The sequence below is a fragment of the Tistrella mobilis genome, assembly GCF_039634785.1.
Lineage (GTDB): Bacteria > Pseudomonadota > Alphaproteobacteria > Tistrellales > Tistrellaceae > Tistrella > Tistrella mobilis.
This window is the reverse complement of sequence record NZ_JBBIAB010000004.1, coordinates 114,177-134,633: the sequence shown is the minus strand read 5'-3', so window position 1 is coordinate 134,633 and position 20,457 is coordinate 114,177. Positions and strand designations below refer to the sequence as shown.

Sequence of the window (20,457 nt, the reverse complement as noted above, 5' to 3'; positions counted from 1 at the left end):
GGCGACCCCTGATCCCGGCGCGAGGGGCGCGCAGGCCCGGTTACCCGGGCGTGCGTGCGACGCCGATCACCGGCGGGGCGGCGGTGGTGGCGCCGATCGCCTCGCCCGCGACCAGATCGGCCCCGGCCGCGGCGGCCATGTCCAGGCGGGCGTCGTCGTCTATGCCCAGGGTGTGAAGGCGCATGCCGGCGCGGCGTACCGCCGTCCCCAGCGCTGTCAGTGCCTGGGGCGAGATCTGGGCTTCGGGGGTCAGTGCGCCGGTGACCAGGCCGCTGGCCTTGCGTGCCGCCCCGTCGGCATGGCGGCCCAGATGGATGCCGATCCGGCGGATGCCCGCCGCGGCGGGTGCGTCGAACCGCCGGTGATCCACCTTCACCCGCATCAGCACCATTCGGCAATGCGGCCGGATCGGCGCCACCATCGCCTCCAGCAGGGCCGGTGCGACATCGGGCGGGCAGCCGACGATCTCGGGCGCAATGCGCGCGCCGCTCTGATCGGCGACGGCGGCCAGGCGGCCGGCATAGATCATCCGCCGGCCGGTGGGGGCAAGTGTTTCGAAATGCACCGCCAAGGTTACGAAGACCGCCAGGCCGTGCCTGCGGGCCTCGACAATGTCGGTGATCGCCCGGTGCAGGCAATAGAGGTCCAGCTGGCCGATATCGACCGCATCGGCCTGCGGTCCCAGCACGGCATAGCCGCGCACCATGGCGGCACCCCGCATCAGCCGGGGGCGGAGCAGGCCTGCCGCCACCTTGCCATGCACCAGCGAAACCACCGGCCGGTAGTCGCAATCCAGCTGCGCCGGCACGTCCTCACCCGCCTGCCCGGATACATCCTCGCTGGCGGCCTGGGCGGGGTGATCGCCGGCAGGACGCCAGAGCGGCCCAAGCACCGCCCGGGCGCCTCTGTCCACAAGGCTCTCCAGATCGGGAATGGTGACCGGGGCCGGGATCACGGCCGGTGCGGCCGCTTGTGGAGGCGATGCCGGGGCCGGCGCCGGGGGCGCGGATGTGGGGGGTGGTGCGGCGGGTGCCGCAGGTCGGGACAGTTCGGCGACCAGCTGCTTCAGGGCGATAGCGGTGAAGCGCGGTTCCTCGCCCGCCAGCCCGTCGGCGACCGAAACTGCCGGCCAGGGCCCGGCATCGTCGCCACCGAAGGCGAAGCGGGTGATTTCCGCCGCGGCCCCGGCCGCCGCTGACAAGGCAGCGGCCGGCGTCCGCTCGGGGGCGATCGCGATCAGTTCCAGCGGCCCGTGCGGCAGGATCACCGCGCTGTCGCCCAGCCGGCGGCCCAGTATGGCCCCGGCCGCCGTGCGCACCCGGCCGGCCGATTGCGGCCACTTGTCGCCCAACCGGTCGGCGATCGGCTCCAGCGACAGCCGTACCACCCGCCCCGCCATGGCGGCGGGCCGGGCCTTCAGCAGGCGCGCCACCTCAAGATCCACCCGATGGCGGATGTCTTCCAGCCGTTCTGCCTCGTCGGCCGGCGGGTCTGCCGCGGCCGAGTCTCTCCGCACCGGCGACGGGCTGGTTGCCGCATCGTCATGAGTGAGGAGATCGCGAACCCAGTGCAGCAGATCCATGGCACCTCGCAGGGGGCGGCAGGGGCCGGTGGCAGGCTTGTGGTCCGACCACAGGTCGGAGAAGACAGGTGACGCCTTTTCGGCATGCGATAGAGATGGTGCTCCGCGACGCTTCCTGAAAGTGGTCAAGTTTCCATAAAATGTTACAACATGGTCTGTTGCTGCAAACGCACGACTGTGGCAGTTCTGTCCTGGACGGTGGCGAGACCGGATGACAGGCGCCCCGTCAACCCCCATAGTACAGGGGACGGAAAATGCATGTTCGGTATCTGTCCCAACGGCAGAGCCCGGCTGAATCAACTGCGCGGACGCGGACTGATCCATACGGTGGACACTTGCCGTATGACGTTTCGGCCGCTATGACGGTTGCAGACCCCCCTGAACCGGTGGTGCCACCTTTACGGGTGGCGCGGTTGGGGGCGGAACGTGGCCGACGGCGGTGAAAGGCCGGCGGAAACCGGACTGCATCGGTTCCACCAAGACGAAGATCCGTCTACAGGAGATCGACGAGCGATGACCCGCAAGCTGACGGTGGCCGCGATGGCCGTCGCATTCTGCGCCCTCCCTGCCTTCGCATATGCGCAGGATGTCGCCAGTGAGATCGCGCTCCGGCGCGGTGGGGAGCCGGGCTGGTATGGCTCGCTGCTCGGCGGCGCCAATATGGAAACCGACACGAGCTTCACCTCGGGCCTTGCCGGCGGCAAGATCGAGCAGGAGTTCAAGACCGGCTTCGGCGTGCTTGGCGCGGTCGGTTATGATTTCGGTCGCGTCGCCCAGTGGGGCGGCTTCCGCACCGAACTCGAAATCGGCTATCGCCAGAACAACATCGACAACCACACCGTCGGTGGCGTGGACCAGCCGGACAGCAACGGCAAGTCCAAGGTCTGGTCGGGCATGCTGAACGTCTATCATGACTTCTACCTGCCGGCCTCGCGCCTGACCCCGTATCTGGGTCTGGGTGTCGGCGGCGCGTATGTCGAGGCCGATGGCTATTCGGCCGACGGCTCGCCCACCCTGCTGGACGATGACGACACCGTCTTTGCCTATCAGGCGATGCTGGGTGCGTCCTATGCCCTCAGCCCGTCGATGTCGCTGATCGGTGAGTACCGCTATTTCGGCACCCAGGGCGTGGAGCTGACCACGACCGCCGCCGACGGCGCGCGCACCAGCAGCGACAGCTATGGCTCGCACAACGTGATGGTCGGTCTGCGCGTCAACTTCTGATCCGCGCCCTCCGTTACGACGGCTTGTCCGGCCCCGGCCGGCAAACCTGCTTCGGAACCGCCCGTGCCTCTGGTACGGGCGGTTTCGTCGTTTCACGGGCAGGCTGCGGCACCATGACATATCTCTGCCACTGGTGAGCCGGCGGGCAGGGTGCCATATATGCAGCGATGGCGGAGGGGGTGCGGCCCGCACCCGGCGCGACCCCGCCCGGTCCGGCCCCGACCCGTTATGCCGGGGCGACAGGTACAGCGGATGACCGATCCCATGATGCCGCAGACCCGCCGCCGGCGCCTTGTCCGGCCGCTTATCGTGATCGCCGGCCTTAGTCTGGCGCTGGCCGCCTGCGCCGGGCCCACGCCCTATCAGCCGCTGCTTCACGGGCAGGGCTATGCCAATCAGCGGCTGGAAGCCAACCGTTTCAGGGTCAGCTTTGCCGGCAATTCGGCCACGCCGCGTTCGGTGGTCGAGGACTATCTGCTCTATCGCGCAGCCGAGATCACAACCACCACCGGCAACGACTATTTCCTGGTCGTGAACCGCGACGTGGAACCCCGCAATCGCTATACCTATGACGCGCCCCCGGTCTGGGGCTATGGGTATGGCTGGGGCGGGCGCGGCAGCGGTTATGGGCTGGGCCTGTCGACCGGTACGGCCGAACCCGATACCCGCTATACCGCCTGGCTTGAGATCCTGGTCTTCTCGGGCCCCCGGCCCGCGGATCCCAATGCCTATGACGCGCGTGAAGTGATGGGGGCCATCGGCCCGGAATTGCGGCGCCCGGCCCGGAGTTGATGCCCGACGGGCAGGCGGGTTGTGCGTTGCGGCAGGATCATTCCGCGAATGATTTGCAATCGCTTAAATCTCGGTGTAGCGTCGCACGCGATGTCCTGACGACCGGAGGATCTCCGTGCGATGACCGGCGAACCCATCACCCCTGATACCGCTGCACCCGGCACTGCGCCGGCGGCCGTAACGGCCGCGCCTGCGCCCGTGGCCGGATCCGAACCCGGAAGCGGTGTGCCGGGGGCGATGCACAGCGCTGCTCCTGTATCCGTGACGACCGCTGCGGTGCCTGATGCCGCACCGGCGGCGGCCCCGGTTTCCGCGCCGGCCACTGATGCCGGCACGGTGGCCCCGGCTGCGCCGCCACCGGTCGCTCCGGTTCAGGCGGTCTCGGTACAGGTCACTCAGACACAGGCAGCCCCGGCTCCCGCGTCTCAGGCTCCCGCCTCTCAGACTCCGGCTGCACCGGCCCCTGCCGCGCCTGCCGGTGCTGCAATGCCGGGTGCGGATACCGCCGGGACCACTGGTGCAACCACGGCGGATGGTGCAACCTCGGGCGCGACTGACGGCGCGGCCGCCGGCGACGCGATTACCGCCCTGCCGGGCATGACCCAGCCCGGCGATACCGTCGCCACCACCGAAGCCGATGGCGGCACCGGGTCGTCGACGCTGGATCTGCTGATCGCCGGTGGCCCGATCGTGGGCGTGCTGGGGGTGCTGTCGGTGATCGCGACCGCGATCATCCTGCTCAAAATCTGGCATTTCCTGAGCGCCGGCCTCGGCAATGGCCGCAAGCTGGCCCGGGCGGTCGACCGCGCGGTGCGCGAGGGGCCCGAGGCCGGGCGCGCAGCGCTGGACGGGGTGACCCATCCCGGCACCGACGTGATCCGCACCGTGCTCGACGGCCGCCTGCATGGCGTGCCGGAACCGGCCCTGCGTGAAGAGGCCGAGCGGATCGGCCTGGAGCGGGTGGAAAGCCTGCGCAGCCATCTGCGGGCGCTGGAGCTGATGGGCGGTATCGCGCCGCTGCTGGGCCTGCTCGGCACCGTGCTCGGCATGATCACCGTGTTCCAGACGCTGGAGACCGCCGGTTCGGCGGTGGACCCCTCGCAGCTGTCGGGCGGCATCTGGGAGGCGCTGCTGACCACGGCGGTCGGCCTGATCGTCGCCATCCCCTGTGTCGTCGCCCATGCCTGGCTGGACCGGCGGGTGGAGCGCGCGGCCCATGTGATCGAGGATTCCGCCACGCGGCTGTTCGTCTCGCGCGACATGATCCGCCAGGCGGGCGACGTCCGGCGGCCTGCGGCCATCCATGGCGGCGGCATGGCCCCCGATCTCCGGACCGCTCGCGCGGCCGGCCCATCCGCCTGATCGGCCGGCACGGGAAGCACATCTCATGCGCCTGACCCGCAGCCGCCGTCGTCATGGCCTGGCCATCGGCCTGACGCCGCTGATCGACGTGGTCTTCATTCTGCTGCTGTTCTTCATGCTCGCCTCGTCGCTGGCCGACTGGCGGGTGCTGGAGGTGGTGATGCCCGAGGCCCGGCCTCAGGCAACCCCGCCGCCGCCGTCGTCGACCGTCCGCAACCTTGTGGTGGTTGCCGTGGCCGCCAACGGCGCCCTGTCGATCGACGACGAGGTAGTCACCCCTGAAAGCCTTGCCCAGCGCCTGACCGCCCGTGCCGCGGCCGACCCCACCCTTCGGGTGCATGTGCGGCCGGTGGAGGCTGCCCCCATGCAGGCGGTCGTCTCGGCGCTTGAAGCGGCCGGACAATCGGGCGCGGCCTCGGTGGAGGTGCGGCCGCGATGAGACTGCGCCGGCAACGCGCCCCCTATAACAGCGACGACGCGCTGATCCCGCTGATCAACGTCGTGTTTCTGCTGCTGGTTTTCTTCATGGTCGCCGGCACCATCACCGCGGGCGATGCCTTCCGGGTCGAGCCGGCGCGGATCGCGGCCGAGGCGCGCAAGGAAGCCGCCGAGGGGCGGCGTGTGCTGCTGGTCGGCGCCGACGGCCGCTATGCCTTCGATGGCGAGACCTTCGACCGCGACGCGCTGGGCGAACACCTGGCGCGCGCGGTGCAGGCTGCCGCCGATCGCGGCCAGGCTTTGCAGCCGCTGGCGGTGAAGACCGATGCCGCGGCACCGGCGGGGGCGGCGATCGCCGCGACCGAAGCGGCAAGGCTGGCGGGATTCCCGGGCGTGGTGCTGCTGGTGCAGCGGGTGCCGAAATGACGCAGCGCAAACGGCAGTCGGCGGAGGCGCCCGGCGGCCGGGCGGTCACCGCCGCGGTGATGGCGGCGCTTGCCCTGCATGGCGCGGGCGCGATCTGGCTGCTGAACCAGCCGGTGGAGCCGGCCGGCATTCCCGGCGAGGTCGCGATCGTGATCGGCTTCGGCGGCGCCGGTGGCGATGGCGGCCAGGGCGGCGAGGGCGGTGGCGTGGCCACGCCCGATGCCCCCGATGCCGCGCCCATGGACGAACCGGCTGCGGCCGCCGCCCCCGACGCCACCCCTCCTGACACCGTTGTCGAAGAACCGCCGCTCGAGGAACTGGAACCAGAGCCTGAGCCCGAGCCCGAGATCGTGCAGCTGCCGGGGCCCGAACCGGAGCCCGAGACACCGCCCGTTGAAGAGGCGCCTGTCACCCCGCCGCCCGAGCCCGAGCCCGAGCCGGTTCCGGAGCCTGAGCCCGAGCCCGAGCCGGTCCCGGAACCAGAACCCGAGCCGGAGCCGGAACCGGAGCCAGAACCCGAGCCGGAACCGGAACCCGAGCCGGAGCCAGAACCTGAGCCCGAACCCGAGCCGCAGCCGACCCCGCAGGAGGTACGGCAGATGGCGGCGGTGATGCCGCGCGCCAAGCCCACCCCGCCGCCGGCACCGGTGAAGCCTGCGCGCCCGGCACCACGGCCGGCGCCCCAGCCGACCGAGGCGCCGAAGCCGGCCGCCGGCGCCGAAGCCGAAGCGCCCGAGACGGGCCCGGCGGGCACCCAGGCGGCGGGCATACCGGGGCGCCTGGCCGGTGCGGCCGGCGTCGCAGGGGCGGCAGGTCTGCCGGGCGGTGGCCAGGGTGGCTCCAACGGTGTGGCCGACCCCAAGGAGGTCGACCTCTACAACGCCCGGATCATGGCCTGGCTGGAACGGCACCGGCGCTATCCGCGATCAGCCCAGCTTCGCAACCAGCAGGGGACGGTGCAGCTGGAATTCACCATCGACGGTGCCGGACAGGTGGTGTCGTGGCGGATCCTGCAGCCCTCGGGCATTTCCTCGCTGGATCGCGAGACCGAGCGGATGATCGAGGCGGCCTCCCCCGTGCCGGCACCGCCGCCCGAGATGCTGGATGGCGGGACCAAGACCTTCGTGATCCCGATCGTCTTCCGGCTGCGCTGAGCGGTCTTCCCGCGCCGCCGGCACCCATCCGACCAGACAAGCGAAACCCCCGGCAGCACGGGCTCTGCCGGGGGTTTCCTGCCTCCGGCCCCGGCCGCCGGGGAGAGCCGGCGACGGCGGGGACGGGATCCGGGATGGTGGTCAGAGGTCAGGCATGCTGGCCGGTCTTGGCCGCCAGCAGCTGGGCCTTGGCCGCCTTGCGGGCCGCACGGGTCTTGCGGGCGGGCAGGGCGGCGATCAGCGCCATCACCAGGCTGGAGCCGTAGTTCGCGGCCTGCAGCAGCATCAGCGCCACCCAGAACCGGCTTTCGACGAAGGGGGCATAGACGATCGAGATGCCGATGGCGACACCCACCAGGGCCACCGCCAGGATGGTTTCGGCGCGGGCCATCTGGAAGGCCTGCATCACCGCCGGCTGATTCTCCGCCTTGGGCGTGCGGAAGAAGGGCAGATGTCTGGTGATCAGACCGTAGAGCACGGCCGTGCCGATGGTGAAGCTGAGGCTGAGACCGGCAAGGCAGGCGCCCAGCCGCTGGCCGATGGTGCAGTTCACGCGGCCCTGATAGAGGCCGATGATGTGCATGGTGCGGATCGCGAAGCCGGCAAGCGCCGGAACGACGAACAGCGAGGAGGGCAGTTCCACGATCGCCGGGAAGGCGATGGCCAGGGCACCCCACAGAACCGACAGCACGGCGATGATCAGACCCAGGGCATCAGCCGCCCAGCCGGCCCAGCCGGCCAGGAAGTGATACTTCTGCATCGGCTTCAGCGCCGAGCGCTTGCGGCCCAGGATATAGCCCAGATGGCCGCGCATGATCTGCATGCCGCCATAGGCCCAGCGGAAGCGCTGCTTCTTGTAGGCCATGAAGCTGTCGGGGGTGACACCCCAGCCGAAGCGGTGGTTCGAATAGACCGAGCTCCAGCCGTTCTCCATCAGGCGCAGGCCAAGCTCGGTGTCTTCGCAGATGCACCACTCCGACCAGCCGCCGACACTCTCCAGCGCCTTGCGGCGGATCATGGTCATGGTGCCGTGCTGGACGATCGCATCGTGATCGTTGCGCTGAACCATGCCGATGTCGAAGAAGCCGGCATATTCCCAGTTGGTCGCGGTCTTGAAGGGATGCTCCTGCCAGTCGCGATGATCCTGCGGCGACTGGACGAAGCCCACCTTCTCGTCGGCGAAATGCGGCGTCATCTTCCGCAGCCAGTCGGGCGAGACCACGTAGTCCGCGTCGATGACCGCGATCACCTCGGAATCCTCGGCCGTGTGGCGCAGCGCATAGTTCAGCGCACCGGCCTTGAAGCCTTCGAGCGGGGCGACGTGGAAGAAGCGGAAGCGGGGGCCGAGTTCGGCGCAGATCCGCTCCAGCGGCCGCCACACGGCCTCGTCCTTGGTGTTGTTGTCGATGACCAGGACCTCGAAGTCCGGGTAGTCGAGCCGCGAGAGCGCGACCAGGGTCTCGCGCATCATCTCGGGCGGCTCGTTATAGGCCGGCACGTGGATCGAGACCTTGGGCAGGCGGTAGCCTTCGGGAGCGGCTTCCACCGGCTCGCTCGGCCGGCGACGGCCGCGGGCGAACAGGACCTCGACGAATTCCAGCGTCTGGGAGAGCAGCAGGATGACCAGCATGCCCATCAGCACCGCGAGCACGCCGCCCGCGACCGCACCCGAGACGTCCATGTACTGGACGGCGAAGCGATAGCCGACCCAGGCGACCAGAGCTGCCGCAGCCTGCACCAGCACCACGAAGGAGAGCCGGCCGGTCCACGACATGTCACGACGACGCGCCAGGAAGGTGAGGTTCAGCGGCAGGGCGATCAGCGCCGCGGCCAGCGCGATGGCAGGCCAGGCCGGCAGCGGATCGACCGGGCCGGTCAGGTCGAATTTCGGCTGACGGTCGGCATTCCAGTAGCCCCAATAGGCACCGACGCCACCCTCGTCATACCGCTTCCACGGCTGGTCGAAGGCTTCCATCAGGTAGAAATTGATGCCTTCCTTCCTGGCGCGCGCGACCAGCTGGCGGATGAACTTGGCTTCTTCCGCAATCGAGGGCACGGCCTTGTTGAAGGCACGGCCATCCGACGGCCAGCCGGCCTCGGCAACCAGGATCGGCTTGCCCGGATACATCCGCTTCAGGCGGTTGTACATAGCGACCGTGTGGTCGATCGACTGCTCGACGGTCAGGCCTTCCCAATAGGGCAGGATATGGACCGCGAGGAAGTCGGCGGCACGGCCGAGTTCGGGATGTTCAAGCCACACATGCCAGGGCTCTGCGGTCGACACCGGCTGGCGGACCTGACTCTTCACCTGGCGGATGCGGGCGATGATCTGTTCGGGCGTCTGGTCGGCGCGCAGGATCGCCTCGTTACCCACCAGCACGCGGGTGACGTTGGGGTTCCGGCGGGCGCCCTGGACCAGGGCCTCGATCTCGCGATCGTTCTTGGCCTCGTCCTTGTCCAGCCACGAGCCCATGGTGACCTTCAGGCCGCGCTCGCGCGCCAGGGCCGGCACGGCCCCCTGGATGCCGAGGGCCGAATAGGTCCGGATCTCGCGGAACCGGGTGGCGACCAGCGCCAGATCTTCCCGGACCTGATCGACGGTCGGCTCCTCGCCGGCCTTCGGATCATTCTCCGGACGAAAGGGTGAATAGGCGGCGCCGAGCAGGGGCTCGGTCACTGCGGGCAATTCCCGCTCGTGCTGATTGGGGAGGGCCCAGAAGGCCACGTTGCCAAGCGCGATGACGGCCGTGACGGCAATGGCGCCGATCCAGCCGCGCGTCTTGCCGCGCGTCTTCTTGGTCGGTTCAGCAGGCATGTCGTTCGGCACGATCTTGCGTCCCAAGTGATGCCACGGAAAAACGGCGCGCCCCGGAATGGAGTGCGCCACGAGCCAACCATTTGTCTTTTGAGTGCACTTGAAGGCTGCGCCCGCTGATCTCTTTCGATCACCGGACGGAACGACATGCGTCTTTTTAGACGGCTTGCGTCGTTCCTTCCACTTCCAGCTTTACCTCAAAGGAAACCGGGCTTCGCCACGCCCGACCTGTCCTCGTTTCTTTTTTAGTTCCGACGCAGCCCCGCGTCGGTTACGAGTTATATATGCTCCGCCCCGGGCCACACAACAGCGGAACGTGCATAGCCATGTGTCAAGATATGTCCCGCGAACATCCCTCCGCCCTGTTTCTGCCCCTCGCTGGTCTTGGGATCGCCGCAACCATCCTTCTGGCCCTGTGGTTGAGGGTGGAAGTGGTCCAGCCCGAGGCATTGACGTGGGCCTGCGCCGCCGAGGCGCGCCCGCTGTGGTGCGGCCCCCGGCAGCTGCTGCTGGAAGCCTTCAACATGGGCGTGATCGGCGGCGCCGCCCTTGTGGTGTCGATCGCAGCCCTGATCATCGCCCATCCGCTGGGCCAGAAACTGGCGCTGGCGGGGCTGGTGCTCTCGATCTTCGCCTTCGCGCTCTACAATGCCGGCGCTGCGGCCCCGGCCGCGGTCTTCGCCCTGTTGCGGCTGTTCCGCAGCCGGGGATAACCCCTTATGCCAGCAGGAAGTCCGCCGCGGTCAGCCCGCCCGGCTGCACGCCGTCAAGGATGATGCTGCCGGCGGCGGTGACGAGGACGGCATCACCGCCGAGGCGGATGAAGGCCGCGCGGGCGGCCTCGGCCGAGGCGAAGAGATCGGCGTCGAGCACGATCAGATCGTGATCGTCGGCATGGGCGTTGAAATCGGTGATCCGGTTGACGCCCGCGATGCCGGCTGAGAAGTCGAAACGGTCACTGCCCGTGCCGCCCGACAGCCGGTCATTGCCGGTGCCGGCGATCAGCACGTCGTCGCCCGCGGCACCGAACAGGGCGTCATCGCCCGCGCCGCCGTCGAGCCGGTCGCCGCCGGCCCCGCCATGGAGCAGGTCCCGGCCGCCGAGCCCCGCCAGGACGTCGTCGCCGGCCAGGCCGAAGATCCGGTCGGTGCCGGCGGTGCCCGCCAGGGTGTCGGCGGTGCCGCTGCCCTCGCTATGGCCGGCCCAGGCGATATCCGCCCCGAACCACGACCGGTTGTCGAGCCCGTCCGCGCCCAGGTCGAAGGACTGGAACCAGCCGTCGAAATCCACCCGCTCGACCGAGCGCAACTCTTTGAGCCCGAGCGTGCCGGTTTCGTCATAGAGGAAGACGGTGCCGTCGCCGAGGCGCAGCGCGGTGATGTCCGACGCGTCGCCCGCGATCTCCACCCGGTCGGTCCCGGCGCCGCCCGCGACCGTGTCGTTGCCGGTGGACAGCGCCACCAGATCATCGCCGCCGAAGCCGTCGAGGAAGTCGCCGCCCCGGCCGTCCCGCAGGCGATCGGCCTGATCGGTGCCCAGGATGAAGGCGGGCGCGCCGTGGTGATCCGAGGTGGCGCGCGGCGCATCCTCCACCCAGACGGTGCCGCGGAGCAGGTCGCTCAATTGCGAGATCACCACCACGCTGTCGGTCGTGATCTGATCATAGAAGCTCGACCGGCCGATCACGCTCACCGCCGGTTCCGACAGGATGCCGGTGACATGGGCGTTCCAGCCGCCCGCGATGTTCAGGATGCCGAAGGGGCCGTAGGGCGACAGCGGGTTGGCGTAAAAATCGTTGAACAGCACGATGTTGTCGGCCGAACTTGCGAAGCTCTGATCCTCGTTGATCAGCGCTTCGAGCAGGCCTTCGCCGACCGAGCCGTCGGAGGTGCCGATGATGCGGTAGACCACGTCGTTCTCGGCGCCGAAATTGAGCACCACATCCGGGTCGTCATAAATCGTCGGCGAGGAGAAGCCGAAATAATCGGCATCGGCATAGAAGCCATCCGCCAGTTCCCCGCGGCGTTCGGCCAGATTGTTCACGGCCGCGCCACCCAGGCTGTAGCCGGTGACCAGCACGTCGGCGCCCGTCAGGCCGATATCGCCCGCGAAACCGGCGGTGGCCTCCAGAAGATAGGCGAATTCATCGACATAGGCGGCATCGACCAGATCCAGATAGTCGACCACATCCCCCGCATCGCTGGTGCCGGCGAAGGCGACCGCCAGCCGGGTGATGCTGCCATCAGCCGCCGTCTCGGCCAGGATGCGGGCCTGCGGGCTGCTGGAGGTCTGGCCGATGAAGTTGCCATAGGCATCGACCCGATCGGCGGAAAGCCCGAGTTCGGCGGCGGTGACGGCGCGCCAGCCGGCGGGCAGGTCGGGATCACCACCGCCGGCTTCGGCCACCACCCCGATGACGCCGGCGAGGGCATTGAAGGCGGCGAACTGGGCATTGCGGGCAAGACCGAAGGCGGTCTCGATATCGGCGCGGGCGTCCTCGCCCTTATAGGTGAAGATCGGCATTTCCCCTCCTCAGCCGTGACCAGGGGGTCCGGCGTCTTTTTATCAACCAAAGGTTATGTTAGAGGCGGGGCCTCGGCGCGGTCAATGACGTTTACGTAAACGTCAATCACCCGGTCCACGGCCTTCCGGGCTAGGCAGTGCCGGGGTGGCAGGGTATGAAGGGCCGGGTGGCGGCGCTTTCAAGAAGGATCTGATGCGATGCGCTTTCCCGACGGCAGCCCCTCGCAGCCGGGGCGCCCGCAGCGGGGCGGTTCGAAGACGGAGCGGCCAGCGACACCACGGCCGCAGCCCGATCTGCTGATCGCGGATCTGGGCGGTACCAATCTGCGCATCGCCCGGCGTGACGGCCGCGGCCGGACCGTCCTGCTCGGCCGCTTCGCCACCCACGAGATCGGGGATCTGCCCGATCTGCTGCGCCGGGTCTGGCTGAAGGCGGCCGGCCGGGTGCCGGCGGCGCTGGCCATCGCCGTGGCGGGCCCGATCGATCATGGGGCGGGACAGGCGCGGCTGACCAATCATCCGGCGCTGGCGATCTCCTCCGCCGCCATTGCACGGGCGCTGGGCCTGCGCGGCATTGCGATGGTCAATGATCTGGCGGCCCAGGCGATGGGGCTGGCACTGGGGGCGGGCGGCACGCGCGAGATGGTGGCGCCGGGCACGCCCGACGACGAGGCACCGCGGCTGCTGATCGGGCTGGGCACCGGCTTCGGCACCGCGCTGATCCTGCCCGGGCGTGGCGGGCTGCCGCAGGTGGTGCCGGCCGAAGGCGGGCATGTGACGCTGGCGGCGGAAACTGCCGCCGAATGGGCGGTGATCGAGGCGGCGCGGCCGCTGCCCGGCACGGCCGGGGTGAATGATCACGTCTCGGCCGAGGATCTCGTTTCCGGCCATGGCCTGCCGCGGCTGGCCGCGGCGGTGGCCGCGGTGCGCGGCCTGGCCCCTGTCCGCGGTGAAGCTGAGGCGGTGACGGAGGCGGCCCTTGCCGGCGATGCCGGGGCACGGGAGGCGTTCGAACTGTTCTCGGGCTGGGCGGGCGCGGTGGCCGGCGATCTGGCGATCGCGACTGGCGCGCGCGGGGGCGTGGTGCTTTCGGGCGATCTGCTGCATCGGCTGGGCGGGCTGTTCGACCGGCGGCGGGCGGCGGTGCGGTTCAGGGCCAAGGGCAGGTTTTCGGCCTATCTCGCGAATGTGCCGCTGGAACTGGCGCCGGCCGGAGACGATCTGGCCTTTGCGGGGCTGACCGGCATCGCCGATGCGGTGGCGGCACGGGAGGCGGGGCCGGTCTTCGACTGACCGGGCCCTTTGACCGAGGGGGCCAGATTGACCGAGGGGACCAGAAGCGGAAGGGGGACGCCATGACCGGCGACCAGGCAAGTCCGACGCCGGCGGCGCGCGGTTTCCGCATGCCCGGCGAATTCGCGCCGCAGGATGGCTGCTGGATGATCTGGCCGGAGCGGCCGGACAACTGGCGGCTGGGCGCCAAGCCGGCCCAGGCGGCCTTCACCGCGGTCGCAACGGCGATCGCCGGGGCGGTGCCGGTGACGGTGGTGGTCTCGGCCCGGCAGTGGTCGAACGCCCGATCCCGGCTGCCGAGCCATGTCCGGCTGGTGGAGATGAGCACCAACGACGCCTGGATGCGCGATGTCGGCCCCAGTTTCGTGATCGATGGTGCCGGCGGGCGGCTTGGCATCGACTGGCGGTTCAACGCCTGGGGCGGCCTCCATGACGGGCTGTATTTCCCCTGGGACCAGGACGATCTGGTGGCGGCCAAGGTGTCGGAGATCGATGCCGATGGCAGCTGGCGGGCGCCGGTGGTGCTGGAGGGCGGCGCCATCCACAGCGATGGCGAGGGCACCGTGTTCACCACCGCCGAATGCCTGCTCTCCCCCGGCCGCAACGGCCCCGACGGGCGGGCGGCGGTCGAGGCGGCGCTGGGCCAGGCGCTGGGCGCCGAGCAGGTGATCTGGCTGCCGCGCGGGGTGTTCCTGGACGAAACCACCGGCCATGTCGACAACCTGATCCATGTGGTGGCGCCGGGCGTGGTGTGCCTGACTTGGACCGATGATCGCGGTGATCCGCAATGGGAACGCTCGGCCGAGGCCGAGGCGCTGCTGGCCGAAGCACGCGATGCACGCGGCCAGCGACTGACCGTGCACCGGGTGCATCAGCCGGGCCCCCTTGTCCTGATCGCAGAAGAAGCGGCGGGGGTGGATGTCGTGCCCGGCAGCCAGCCGCGCCGGGCCGGCGATCGCCTGGCCGGGTCTTACGTCAATTTCCTGATGGCCCACGGGGCGGCATCGGGCCGGCGGCGGATCGTGATGCCGCTGCTGGATCCCGCACGCGATCAGGCGGCGGCCGATGCGATCGCCGCCGCCTGTCCGGGATGGGAGATCCTGGGCGTGCCCGGGCGCGAAATCCTGCTGGGCGGCGGCAATATTCATTGCATCACCCAGCAGGTGCCGGCGCGCCGGGGGCGCCGGTCGTAACCGATCAGAAGCGGCCGCGACGGTAGTCGTCGATCGCCTGGATGATCTCGGCTTCGGTGTTCATGACGAAGGGGCCGTAGCGGGCGACCGGCTCGCCGATCGGCCGACCGGCGACCAGGATCGCCCGGGCGGGCTGGTCCGAGGCGTTGGCGAGGCCGAGCCCGCCATCCCCGCCCAGAACCGCCAGGCGTGCGGTCCCGAGTGGCCGCGCCGCTTCTCCCGTGCCGGCGATCAGCGCGCCGTCGTAGACGTAGAGGAAGGCGGTGTGGCCGGCAGGGACCGGCAGTTCCACCTCGCCGCCCGGCACCAGCTCGATATCGACATAGAGCGGGTCGCTGGCGACGCCGGCCACCGGGCCGGTGGTGCCGAACACCTCGCCCGCGATCACCTTGACCGTGCCGGCATCGCCGGGCAGGGCGGCGGCGGGGATGCTCTCGGGCCCGAATTCGCGATAGGCGGGGCGCGCCATTTTTTCCGCCGCGGGCAGGTTCACCCACAGCTGAAAGCCGCGCATCAGGCCTTCGGTCTGCTCGGGCATCTCTTCATGGATGATGCCGCGACCGGCGGACATCCACTGCACGCCGCCCGGCACCAGCACGCCCTTGTGCCCGGCATTGTCGGCATGGCGCATGCGGCCGGCGAGCATATAGGTCACGGTCTCGAAGCCGCGATGCGGATGGGCGGGAAAACCGCCGATATAGGCGCCCGGATCGTCGGAGCCGAACTCGTCGAGCATCAGGAACGGGTCGAGCATGTCGAGCGACGGCTGACCGATCACCCGCTTGAGCTTGACCCCGTCACCATCGGAGACGGCACGGCCGACCACCACCTGCGTGACGTGGCGACCGGTCGTGGCATCCGCGGGCCGGGGCGAGGAGGTGAGGGTGGTGGTGGCGGTCATCGGGCACACCCTTTCGAATGGCTGCGGGCGGCGCACCGGCGCCGCCCTGTCTTCCCGATCCAAGATAGGGTGTCGGAGACTGTTTCCGAAGACCGTAGAATTGCAACGCTCCGTCGCGCAGATGGAAACGATGCGGCGGGCGGCTTACACCGGGACCACCAGATCTTCCAGCCGGTCCGGGGCGCTGGTCAGCGACAGGCAGCCGGTTTCGGTCACCAGCACGGTGTCGGAATGGCGGAAGCCGCCCAGACCCTCGATATAGATGCCCGGCTCGATGCTGAACACCTGGCCGGCCTCGACGATCCGGTGATAGCCTTCGGCCAGAAAGGGCGCCTCGTGGCCGGTGACGCCGAAGGCATGGCCGGTGCGGTGCAGCAGGTGATCGCCATGGCCGGCGCGGATCAGCGATGCATTGACCGCCTCGTCGATCGCGGCCATCGACGCCCCGGGCTTCAACAGGTCGAAGGCCAGCGCCCGGGCCTCTGCCATCGCGCCGAAAGCGGGCCTGGCGGCGGCCGGTACCTCCCCCAGGAAGAAGGTCCGCTCAAGCTCCGCCGCATAGCCGTCGGCCCGGCAGGCGATGACGCTGACATGCGGGCCGCCCCGGCCCAGGGCCATGAACAGGTCGGTGAAGTTGTGCGGATCGTGCGAGACCTCGGGCGGCTGGGCCACCGCGGCAAAATTGCAGGCAAGCAGGTTTAGATGCGGATTGGCGGCAAGGGCTGCGCCGGTCATCCGGCGGGACAGCGCGCCGTGGATCTCGATCACCTTCAGCCCCGGCTGCGCCATGGCGAGCAGGGCGGCATGGGCGTCGGAGACCAGATCGGCGGCATGGCGCAGCCGGCCGATCTCCCAGGGGGATTTCACCATCCGCAGATCCTCGACCAGGGCGGCCGGTACCGGATCATGGCCGGCGGCCGCCAGCCGCCCGGCGACGAAGAGCGGGCAGTCGGGTTCGACCGCGACCTTGAGGCCGGGGGCGAGCAGCCCGGTCAGGCGATCATCCCAGCCCTGGCCGGCAGGGGCGGGGAATTCGCGATAGGCGATACAGTCGATCGCACCCAGGCTGCGGATGCGGACATGGGGGATTTCGAGCGCCGGCACGATCAAGCGCAGCGGGCCCTGGCCCGTCACCACAAGGATGAAAGGGCGTTCGTGGACGAAGTTTGCAAAATGGGTGAGGTAATAGACGCTGTCGGGGTTGGTGAGGACCAGGGCATCGATGCCGGCAAGCTCCATGGCGGTGCGCAGGCGGTCGACACGGCCGGTGATCTCGGAGAGCGGCGGGGCGCCGGTGATGGGGGCGGGGCGGGCGTCGGCGGTCATGAGGCTCAAAGCTCCGGATCGATGCGGCGGCGGCGGTTGAGCGCGGCCTGGAAGAACAGGCCGCTGATCAGGGGCGGCAGCAGGGTGACGATCAGCGCCAGGCGCAGCGAGGCGCCGGCATCGGTGGCGAGGCCGTGGGCGAGCGCCAGATCGCTGATCAGCCCGACCAGGGCCGGCGCGCCGCCATAGCTGATGATCGAGGTGGCGAAGACCATGAAGGCGATGGCGGTGGCCCGGATATGGGGCCCGGCCACGACCTGCATGCAGGACATCGACGGCCCCATGCCGAGGCCCGAGACCAGGAAGGCCAGGAAGAGCAGGCCATAGGCGAGGCCGGTATCGCCCACCAGGAAGGTGGCGGCGAAAAGCGGGGCCGAGACCAGACCCGCCAGTGCCGGCAGACGGAATTCCCACGATCGCGCCCGGCGGATCAGCCGGTTGGCGAGCCAGCCGCCGGCAAAGGTACCGATCAGCACGCCGAGCCCGAGGGCCAGCCCGCCGCTCCGGCCGAATTCGGCGATGCCGACGCCGTGGACACGCTGGAAAAAGGCCGGGATCCAGGTGGCGAGGCCGACGGTAACGTAGAAGAAGGGGATCGCGATCAGCAGGTGGACCACCGCGGCCGAGCCCAGCAGCTCGACCAGCGCCTGCCGGAGCGCGGGGGGTCGGAGCGCGGGGGGGCGGGCGCTGCCGCCCTGGTCGAAGCGGCCGCGGGGCGGTTCGCGCAGAACCAGCGGAATGATCAGGGCGAGGGCCAGGCCCGGCAGGCCGAAATAGAAGAAGACCATCCGCCAGCCATGTTCCGCGACCAGCGCGGCCGCGACCACCAGGCCGATCATGCTGCCGAGCGAGCCGATGCCGGTGAAGACGGAGACCGCCCAGGCGCGGCGTTCGGGCGGAAACAGGTCGCCGATCAGCGAATGGGCCGAGGGCACACAGCCGGCCTCTCCCACGCCCACCGTCATGCGGGCGGCGAAAAGGCCGATGAAGTTGCGGGCCAGGCCGCAGGCGGCGGTGGCGAGGCTCCAGAGGGCGAGCGATACCGCGATCACCCGCACCCGGTTGGTCCGGTCGGCGAGCCGGCCCATGGCGAGGCCGAACACGGCATAGAACAGTGCAAAGGCGAAGCCGCCGAGCAGGCCCATCCGCGCGTCGCTGAAGCCCAGCTCGGCCTTGATCGGCTCCAGCAGGACCGAGAACAGAACCCGGTCCATATAGTTGAAAAGATTGATCAGGCCGAGCAGCGCAAGCGCGAGCCCGGCCCCCTGTGCAATCGTCGGTCGAGTCGCAATTCCGTCTGATGCCGTCATTGTCGTTGTGCTCCCTGTCTGCCGCCTTGATGGCGGGTTGAGGGAAGTGTGGCGCGCGGGTCGGCCCGGCGTCTTTCCAGGGATGCACGAAGATTTTGCATTTCGTCCCTCTGCATACGCTGATACGAGACCGGATGCAAAGTTCACCGGGAGAAGGTGGATGGTCACCGGGAGAAGGTGGATGGCGGCGGGGATTGGCACGCCCTGGACCGATCAGCGGGCGGTGGTGGCGGCGCTGGAGGCCGGCATGCCGCTGATGGAAGCGGCCCCTTTCGAGGGGCGGAGCCGGTTCGAGATCATGCCGGGCGGCATCGTCGGCTGGTGGCTGGACGGACGGCTGACCGCCGATCTGACCCTGCGCCATGTGATGGACGACACCGTCAGCATCCAGTTCGTCCAGACCGGCGGCGGGCGGCGCCGGATCACCGCCCATGGCATCGAGCGCCATGGCGGCGGCACGCTCTATATCGGGCTGTTTCCGGCCGGCAGCCGCCAGATCCGGCGCTGGCGGGCAGGGCGGCCGATCCGCTATGCCGCCTTCTGGGTTCCGCCCGCCCATGCGGCGGCGGTGCTGTTCCCCGACCGCACCGGCCGGCTGCCGGCCTTCACCGATCTGCTGAACGGGGGTCTGGAGGCCCCCTTCGGCCTGTCGGTGACGATGACGCCCGCCATGCATGCGGTGATGGACGCGCTGATCGACGGCCCGCCCCGGCCGGCGGCGCTGGCCCGGGCCTATGAGAGCCTGAAACTGCACGAGCTGATGATCGAGGCGGCGGGCGTGATGGCGGCCGCGGCGGGGCCACGCCGCGCCGCCGACGGCGTGCCGGCCCGGACCCGCCACGAGATGCAGATCGAACGGGCGGCGGACATCCTGCGGCGGGAACTGGCCGACCCGCCCGGTTTTCGCGACCTGGCGCGACGGGTGGGCATCAGCCACAACCGGCTGGCGGCGGGATTCGTGGCGCGCTTCGGCTGCACGCCCCATGACTATGGCAAGCGCCACCGCATGCAGGCGGCCCGGCGGATGATCCGCGAGGGCCGCCATGGTCTGGTCGACGTGGCGGCCCTGGTCGGATTCTCAGGCCAGGCGGCGTTCGGCCGGGCCTATACCGCCTTTTTCGGCCATCCGCCGGGCGCGGACAGGCGAGCGGGCGTGGACGGGCGAGGGCGTGCGATCAGGCCATGACGTGATGGCCGGCCGGCTGCGGCACCAGAACGATTTGCGCGCCCGGCAGGGCCTGGGTGAGGGCGGCGCGCATCCGGTCCAGGATGCCGGCGATCTGCGAGAAGGGGCGGTCACCTTCGAAGGTCAGCGTGATCTCGACCTCGGCACCATTGCCGAGCCGGCGGCTGCGGACCCGGATGATGTCGTCATATTCGTCGAAGAACTGCGCCAGGACCTTGTTGATTTCCATCTGCATCGGCTCTGCCAGAGAGCGGTCGAGCAGGTCGGGCATGGCTTCCTTGAGCATGCCATAGGTGGTGGTGAGCATGATGACGGCAACGACCGTCGAGCCGACGATATCGGCCCAGTAGGACAGCATCATGTCGCCGGCCAGCTGGTCCAGCGCCACGCAGCCGACCACCACCACCGAGCCGATGGTCTTGGCGATCCGGGCGCGATATTGCGACACCACGATGATCGAGGCGCCATCGCGGGCCGCGCGGCGCAGCGACAGCATCTGGGCGGTGTTCAGAAACAGGTTGAAGGTCACGAAGAAGGTGGCGAGATAGGCGGCATTGCCGGTTTCCGACGCTGCCGGCACCTTGGTCGCGATCTTGTAGATGATGAAACAGGCCGCCACGACCAGCATCATCGCGATCAGGATGGAGACCGCCTGTTCCAGCTTGGCGGTGCCGTATTCGAAATTGCCGGTGCGGCGGCGGTTGATGTTGCGCAGCGTGGCATAGGATACCAGCCCCACGCAGATCAGCAGCGTGCCGCGCACGCCGTCGGCGATCATGGTGAGCGAGCCCGACCAGATCGCAACCGCCACGAACGGCCCGCAAAGGGCAAGGTCTGCCAGAACTGCGATCGCAACCGCGCGTTCGCGTGCCCGCTCGGCTGGCGACATGATAGACATACTGACGTCTCCCGGTGAACGGGTCGTTGTTCTT

17 protein-coding genes are annotated in these 20,457 nt (G+C 69.5%); 10 read left to right on the top strand and 7 right to left on the bottom strand.

The genetic code is table 11. The features are described from left to right. Nucleotides 1–40: 40 nt before the first annotated feature. Nucleotides 41–1,582, bottom strand: coding sequence for a hypothetical protein (locus tag WI697_RS07105; protein WP_345957957.1), 1,542 nt, complete (start codon nt 1,580–1,582; stop codon nt 41–43). A 513-nt stretch (nt 1,583–2,095) separates the two neighbouring features. Here WI697_RS07105 and WI697_RS07100 point away from each other — a divergent pair. The 6 genes from WI697_RS07100 to WI697_RS07075 all read left to right on the top strand — a co-directional run bounded on the left by WI697_RS07100 (nt 2,096) and on the right by WI697_RS07075 (nt 6,978). After that, complete coding sequence (locus WI697_RS07100; RefSeq protein ID WP_062767185.1) at nt 2,096–2,806, top strand: outer membrane protein; 711 nt, start codon at nt 2,096–2,098, stop codon at nt 2,804–2,806. Nucleotides 2,807–3,070: 264 nt separating this feature from the next. Beyond that, on the top strand, nt 3,071–3,598 hold the full coding sequence (locus WI697_RS07095) for a CC0125/CC1285 family lipoprotein (protein ID WP_062767183.1): 528 nt from the start codon (nt 3,071–3,073) through the stop codon (nt 3,596–3,598). 486 nt (nt 3,599–4,084) lie between these two features. Continuing rightward, a complete protein-coding gene (locus tag WI697_RS07090; protein ID WP_345957956.1) occupies nt 4,085–4,960 on the top strand; it encodes a MotA/TolQ/ExbB proton channel family protein in 876 nt (291 codons plus the stop codon). 25 nt (nt 4,961–4,985) lie between these two features. Then, entirely contained in the window at nt 4,986–5,399 is a 414-nt protein-coding gene (locus WI697_RS07085; protein ID WP_345957955.1) for an ExbD/TolR family protein, read from the top strand. Then, nucleotides 5,396–5,824, top strand: a complete 429-nt coding sequence (locus WI697_RS07080) for an ExbD/TolR family protein (RefSeq protein ID WP_296711752.1) — start codon at nt 5,396–5,398, stop codon at nt 5,822–5,824. Before WI697_RS07085 ends, WI697_RS07080 begins: the two co-directional genes overlap by 4 nt. Beyond that, complete coding sequence (locus WI697_RS07075; RefSeq protein ID WP_345957954.1) at nt 5,821–6,978, top strand: energy transducer TonB; 1,158 nt, start codon at nt 5,821–5,823, stop codon at nt 6,976–6,978. The genes WI697_RS07080 and WI697_RS07075 overlap by 4 nt, the downstream gene beginning before the upstream one ends. A 148-nt stretch (nt 6,979–7,126) precedes the next feature. Here WI697_RS07075 and WI697_RS07070 read toward each other — a convergent pair whose 3' ends face one another. Next, a complete protein-coding gene (locus WI697_RS07070) occupies nt 7,127–9,793 on the bottom strand; it encodes a glycosyltransferase (protein WP_345957953.1) in 2,667 nt (888 codons plus the stop codon). A gap of 326 nt (nt 9,794–10,119) precedes the next feature. Between WI697_RS07070 and WI697_RS07065 the strand changes: the two genes are divergently transcribed. Beyond that, nucleotides 10,120–10,506, top strand: a complete 387-nt coding sequence (locus WI697_RS07065) for a hypothetical protein (protein ID WP_197465235.1) — start codon at nt 10,120–10,122, stop codon at nt 10,504–10,506. Between the two features lie 4 nt (nt 10,507–10,510). Here the strand turns inward: WI697_RS07065 and WI697_RS07060 are convergent, their stop codons facing one another. After that, entirely contained in the window at nt 10,511–12,316 is a 1,806-nt protein-coding gene (locus WI697_RS07060) for a calcium-binding protein (RefSeq protein WP_345957952.1), read from the bottom strand. Between the two features lie 198 nt (nt 12,317–12,514). Here WI697_RS07060 and WI697_RS07055 point away from each other — a divergent pair, with 198 nt between their 5' ends. Both WI697_RS07055 and aguA read left to right on the top strand, forming a co-directional pair. Beyond that, complete coding sequence (locus tag WI697_RS07055; protein WP_345957951.1) at nt 12,515–13,609, top strand: glucokinase; 1,095 nt, start codon at nt 12,515–12,517, stop codon at nt 13,607–13,609. A 62-nt stretch (nt 13,610–13,671) separates the two neighbouring features. Beyond that, a complete protein-coding gene (gene aguA, locus WI697_RS07050) occupies nt 13,672–14,802 on the top strand; it encodes an agmatine deiminase (protein ID WP_345957950.1) in 1,131 nt (376 codons plus the stop codon). A 4-nt stretch (nt 14,803–14,806) separates the two neighbouring features. Here aguA and WI697_RS07045 read toward each other — a convergent pair whose 3' ends face one another. From WI697_RS07045 to WI697_RS07035, 3 genes are all read right to left on the bottom strand, one after another. Beyond that, complete coding sequence (locus WI697_RS07045; RefSeq protein WP_014744868.1) at nt 14,807–15,703, bottom strand: pirin family protein; 897 nt, start codon at nt 15,701–15,703, stop codon at nt 14,807–14,809. Nucleotides 15,704–15,847: 144 nt separating this feature from the next. Beyond that, entirely contained in the window at nt 15,848–17,029 is a 1,182-nt protein-coding gene (locus WI697_RS07040) for a M24 family metallopeptidase (protein ID WP_345957949.1), read from the bottom strand. A gap of 5 nt (nt 17,030–17,034) precedes the next feature. Next, the gene (locus WI697_RS07035; RefSeq protein WP_345957948.1) at nt 17,035–18,339 is read right to left on the bottom strand and encodes a spinster family MFS transporter; all 1,305 of its coding nucleotides are present in this window, start codon (nt 18,337–18,339) and stop codon (nt 17,035–17,037) included. Between the two features lie 181 nt (nt 18,340–18,520). Here WI697_RS07035 and WI697_RS07030 point away from each other — a divergent pair, with 181 nt between their 5' ends. Then, on the top strand, nt 18,521–19,525 hold the full coding sequence (locus WI697_RS07030) for an AraC family transcriptional regulator (protein WP_345957947.1): 1,005 nt from the start codon (nt 18,521–18,523) through the stop codon (nt 19,523–19,525). Here the strand turns inward: WI697_RS07030 and WI697_RS07025 are convergent. Continuing rightward, nucleotides 19,515–20,423: a cation diffusion facilitator family transporter gene (locus WI697_RS07025; protein WP_062763769.1), complete on the bottom strand. Its 909-nt coding sequence runs from the start codon at nt 20,421–20,423 to the stop codon at nt 19,515–19,517. The genes WI697_RS07030 and WI697_RS07025 overlap by 11 nt on opposite strands. Nucleotides 20,424–20,457 lie beyond the last annotated feature (34 nt).

Coding starts and splice junctions, on each gene's coding strand:
- WI697_RS07030 (WP_345957947.1), top strand. CDS start 18,521: ATGGCGGCGGGGATTGGCACGCCCTGGACCGATCAGCGGGCGGTGGTG.
- WI697_RS07080 (WP_296711752.1), top strand. CDS start 5,396: ATGAGACTGCGCCGGCAACGCGCCCCCTATAACAGCGACGACGCGCTG.
- aguA (WP_345957950.1), top strand. CDS start 13,672: ATGACCGGCGACCAGGCAAGTCCGACGCCGGCGGCGCGCGGTTTCCGC.
- WI697_RS07095 (WP_062767183.1), top strand. CDS start 3,071: ATGATGCCGCAGACCCGCCGCCGGCGCCTTGTCCGGCCGCTTATCGTG.
- WI697_RS07090 (WP_345957956.1), top strand. CDS start 4,085: ATGCCGGGTGCGGATACCGCCGGGACCACTGGTGCAACCACGGCGGAT.
- WI697_RS07025 (WP_062763769.1), bottom strand. CDS start 20,423: ATGTCTATCATGTCGCCAGCCGAGCGGGCACGCGAACGCGCGGTTGCG.
- WI697_RS07085 (WP_345957955.1), top strand. CDS start 4,986: ATGCGCCTGACCCGCAGCCGCCGTCGTCATGGCCTGGCCATCGGCCTG.
- WI697_RS07055 (WP_345957951.1), top strand. CDS start 12,515: ATGCGCTTTCCCGACGGCAGCCCCTCGCAGCCGGGGCGCCCGCAGCGG.
- WI697_RS07075 (WP_345957954.1), top strand. CDS start 5,821: ATGACGCAGCGCAAACGGCAGTCGGCGGAGGCGCCCGGCGGCCGGGCG.
- WI697_RS07105 (WP_345957957.1), bottom strand. CDS start 1,582: ATGGATCTGCTGCACTGGGTTCGCGATCTCCTCACTCATGACGATGCG.
- WI697_RS07045 (WP_014744868.1), bottom strand. CDS start 15,703: ATGACCGCCACCACCACCCTCACCTCCTCGCCCCGGCCCGCGGATGCC.
- WI697_RS07040 (WP_345957949.1), bottom strand. CDS start 17,029: ATGACCGCCGACGCCCGCCCCGCCCCCATCACCGGCGCCCCGCCGCTC.
- WI697_RS07035 (WP_345957948.1), bottom strand. CDS start 18,339: ATGACGGCATCAGACGGAATTGCGACTCGACCGACGATTGCACAGGGG.
- WI697_RS07070 (WP_345957953.1), bottom strand. CDS start 9,793: ATGCCTGCTGAACCGACCAAGAAGACGCGCGGCAAGACGCGCGGCTGG.
- WI697_RS07060 (WP_345957952.1), bottom strand. CDS start 12,316: ATGCCGATCTTCACCTATAAGGGCGAGGACGCCCGCGCCGATATCGAG.
- WI697_RS07065 (WP_197465235.1), top strand. CDS start 10,120: ATGTGTCAAGATATGTCCCGCGAACATCCCTCCGCCCTGTTTCTGCCC.
- WI697_RS07100 (WP_062767185.1), top strand. CDS start 2,096: ATGACCCGCAAGCTGACGGTGGCCGCGATGGCCGTCGCATTCTGCGCC.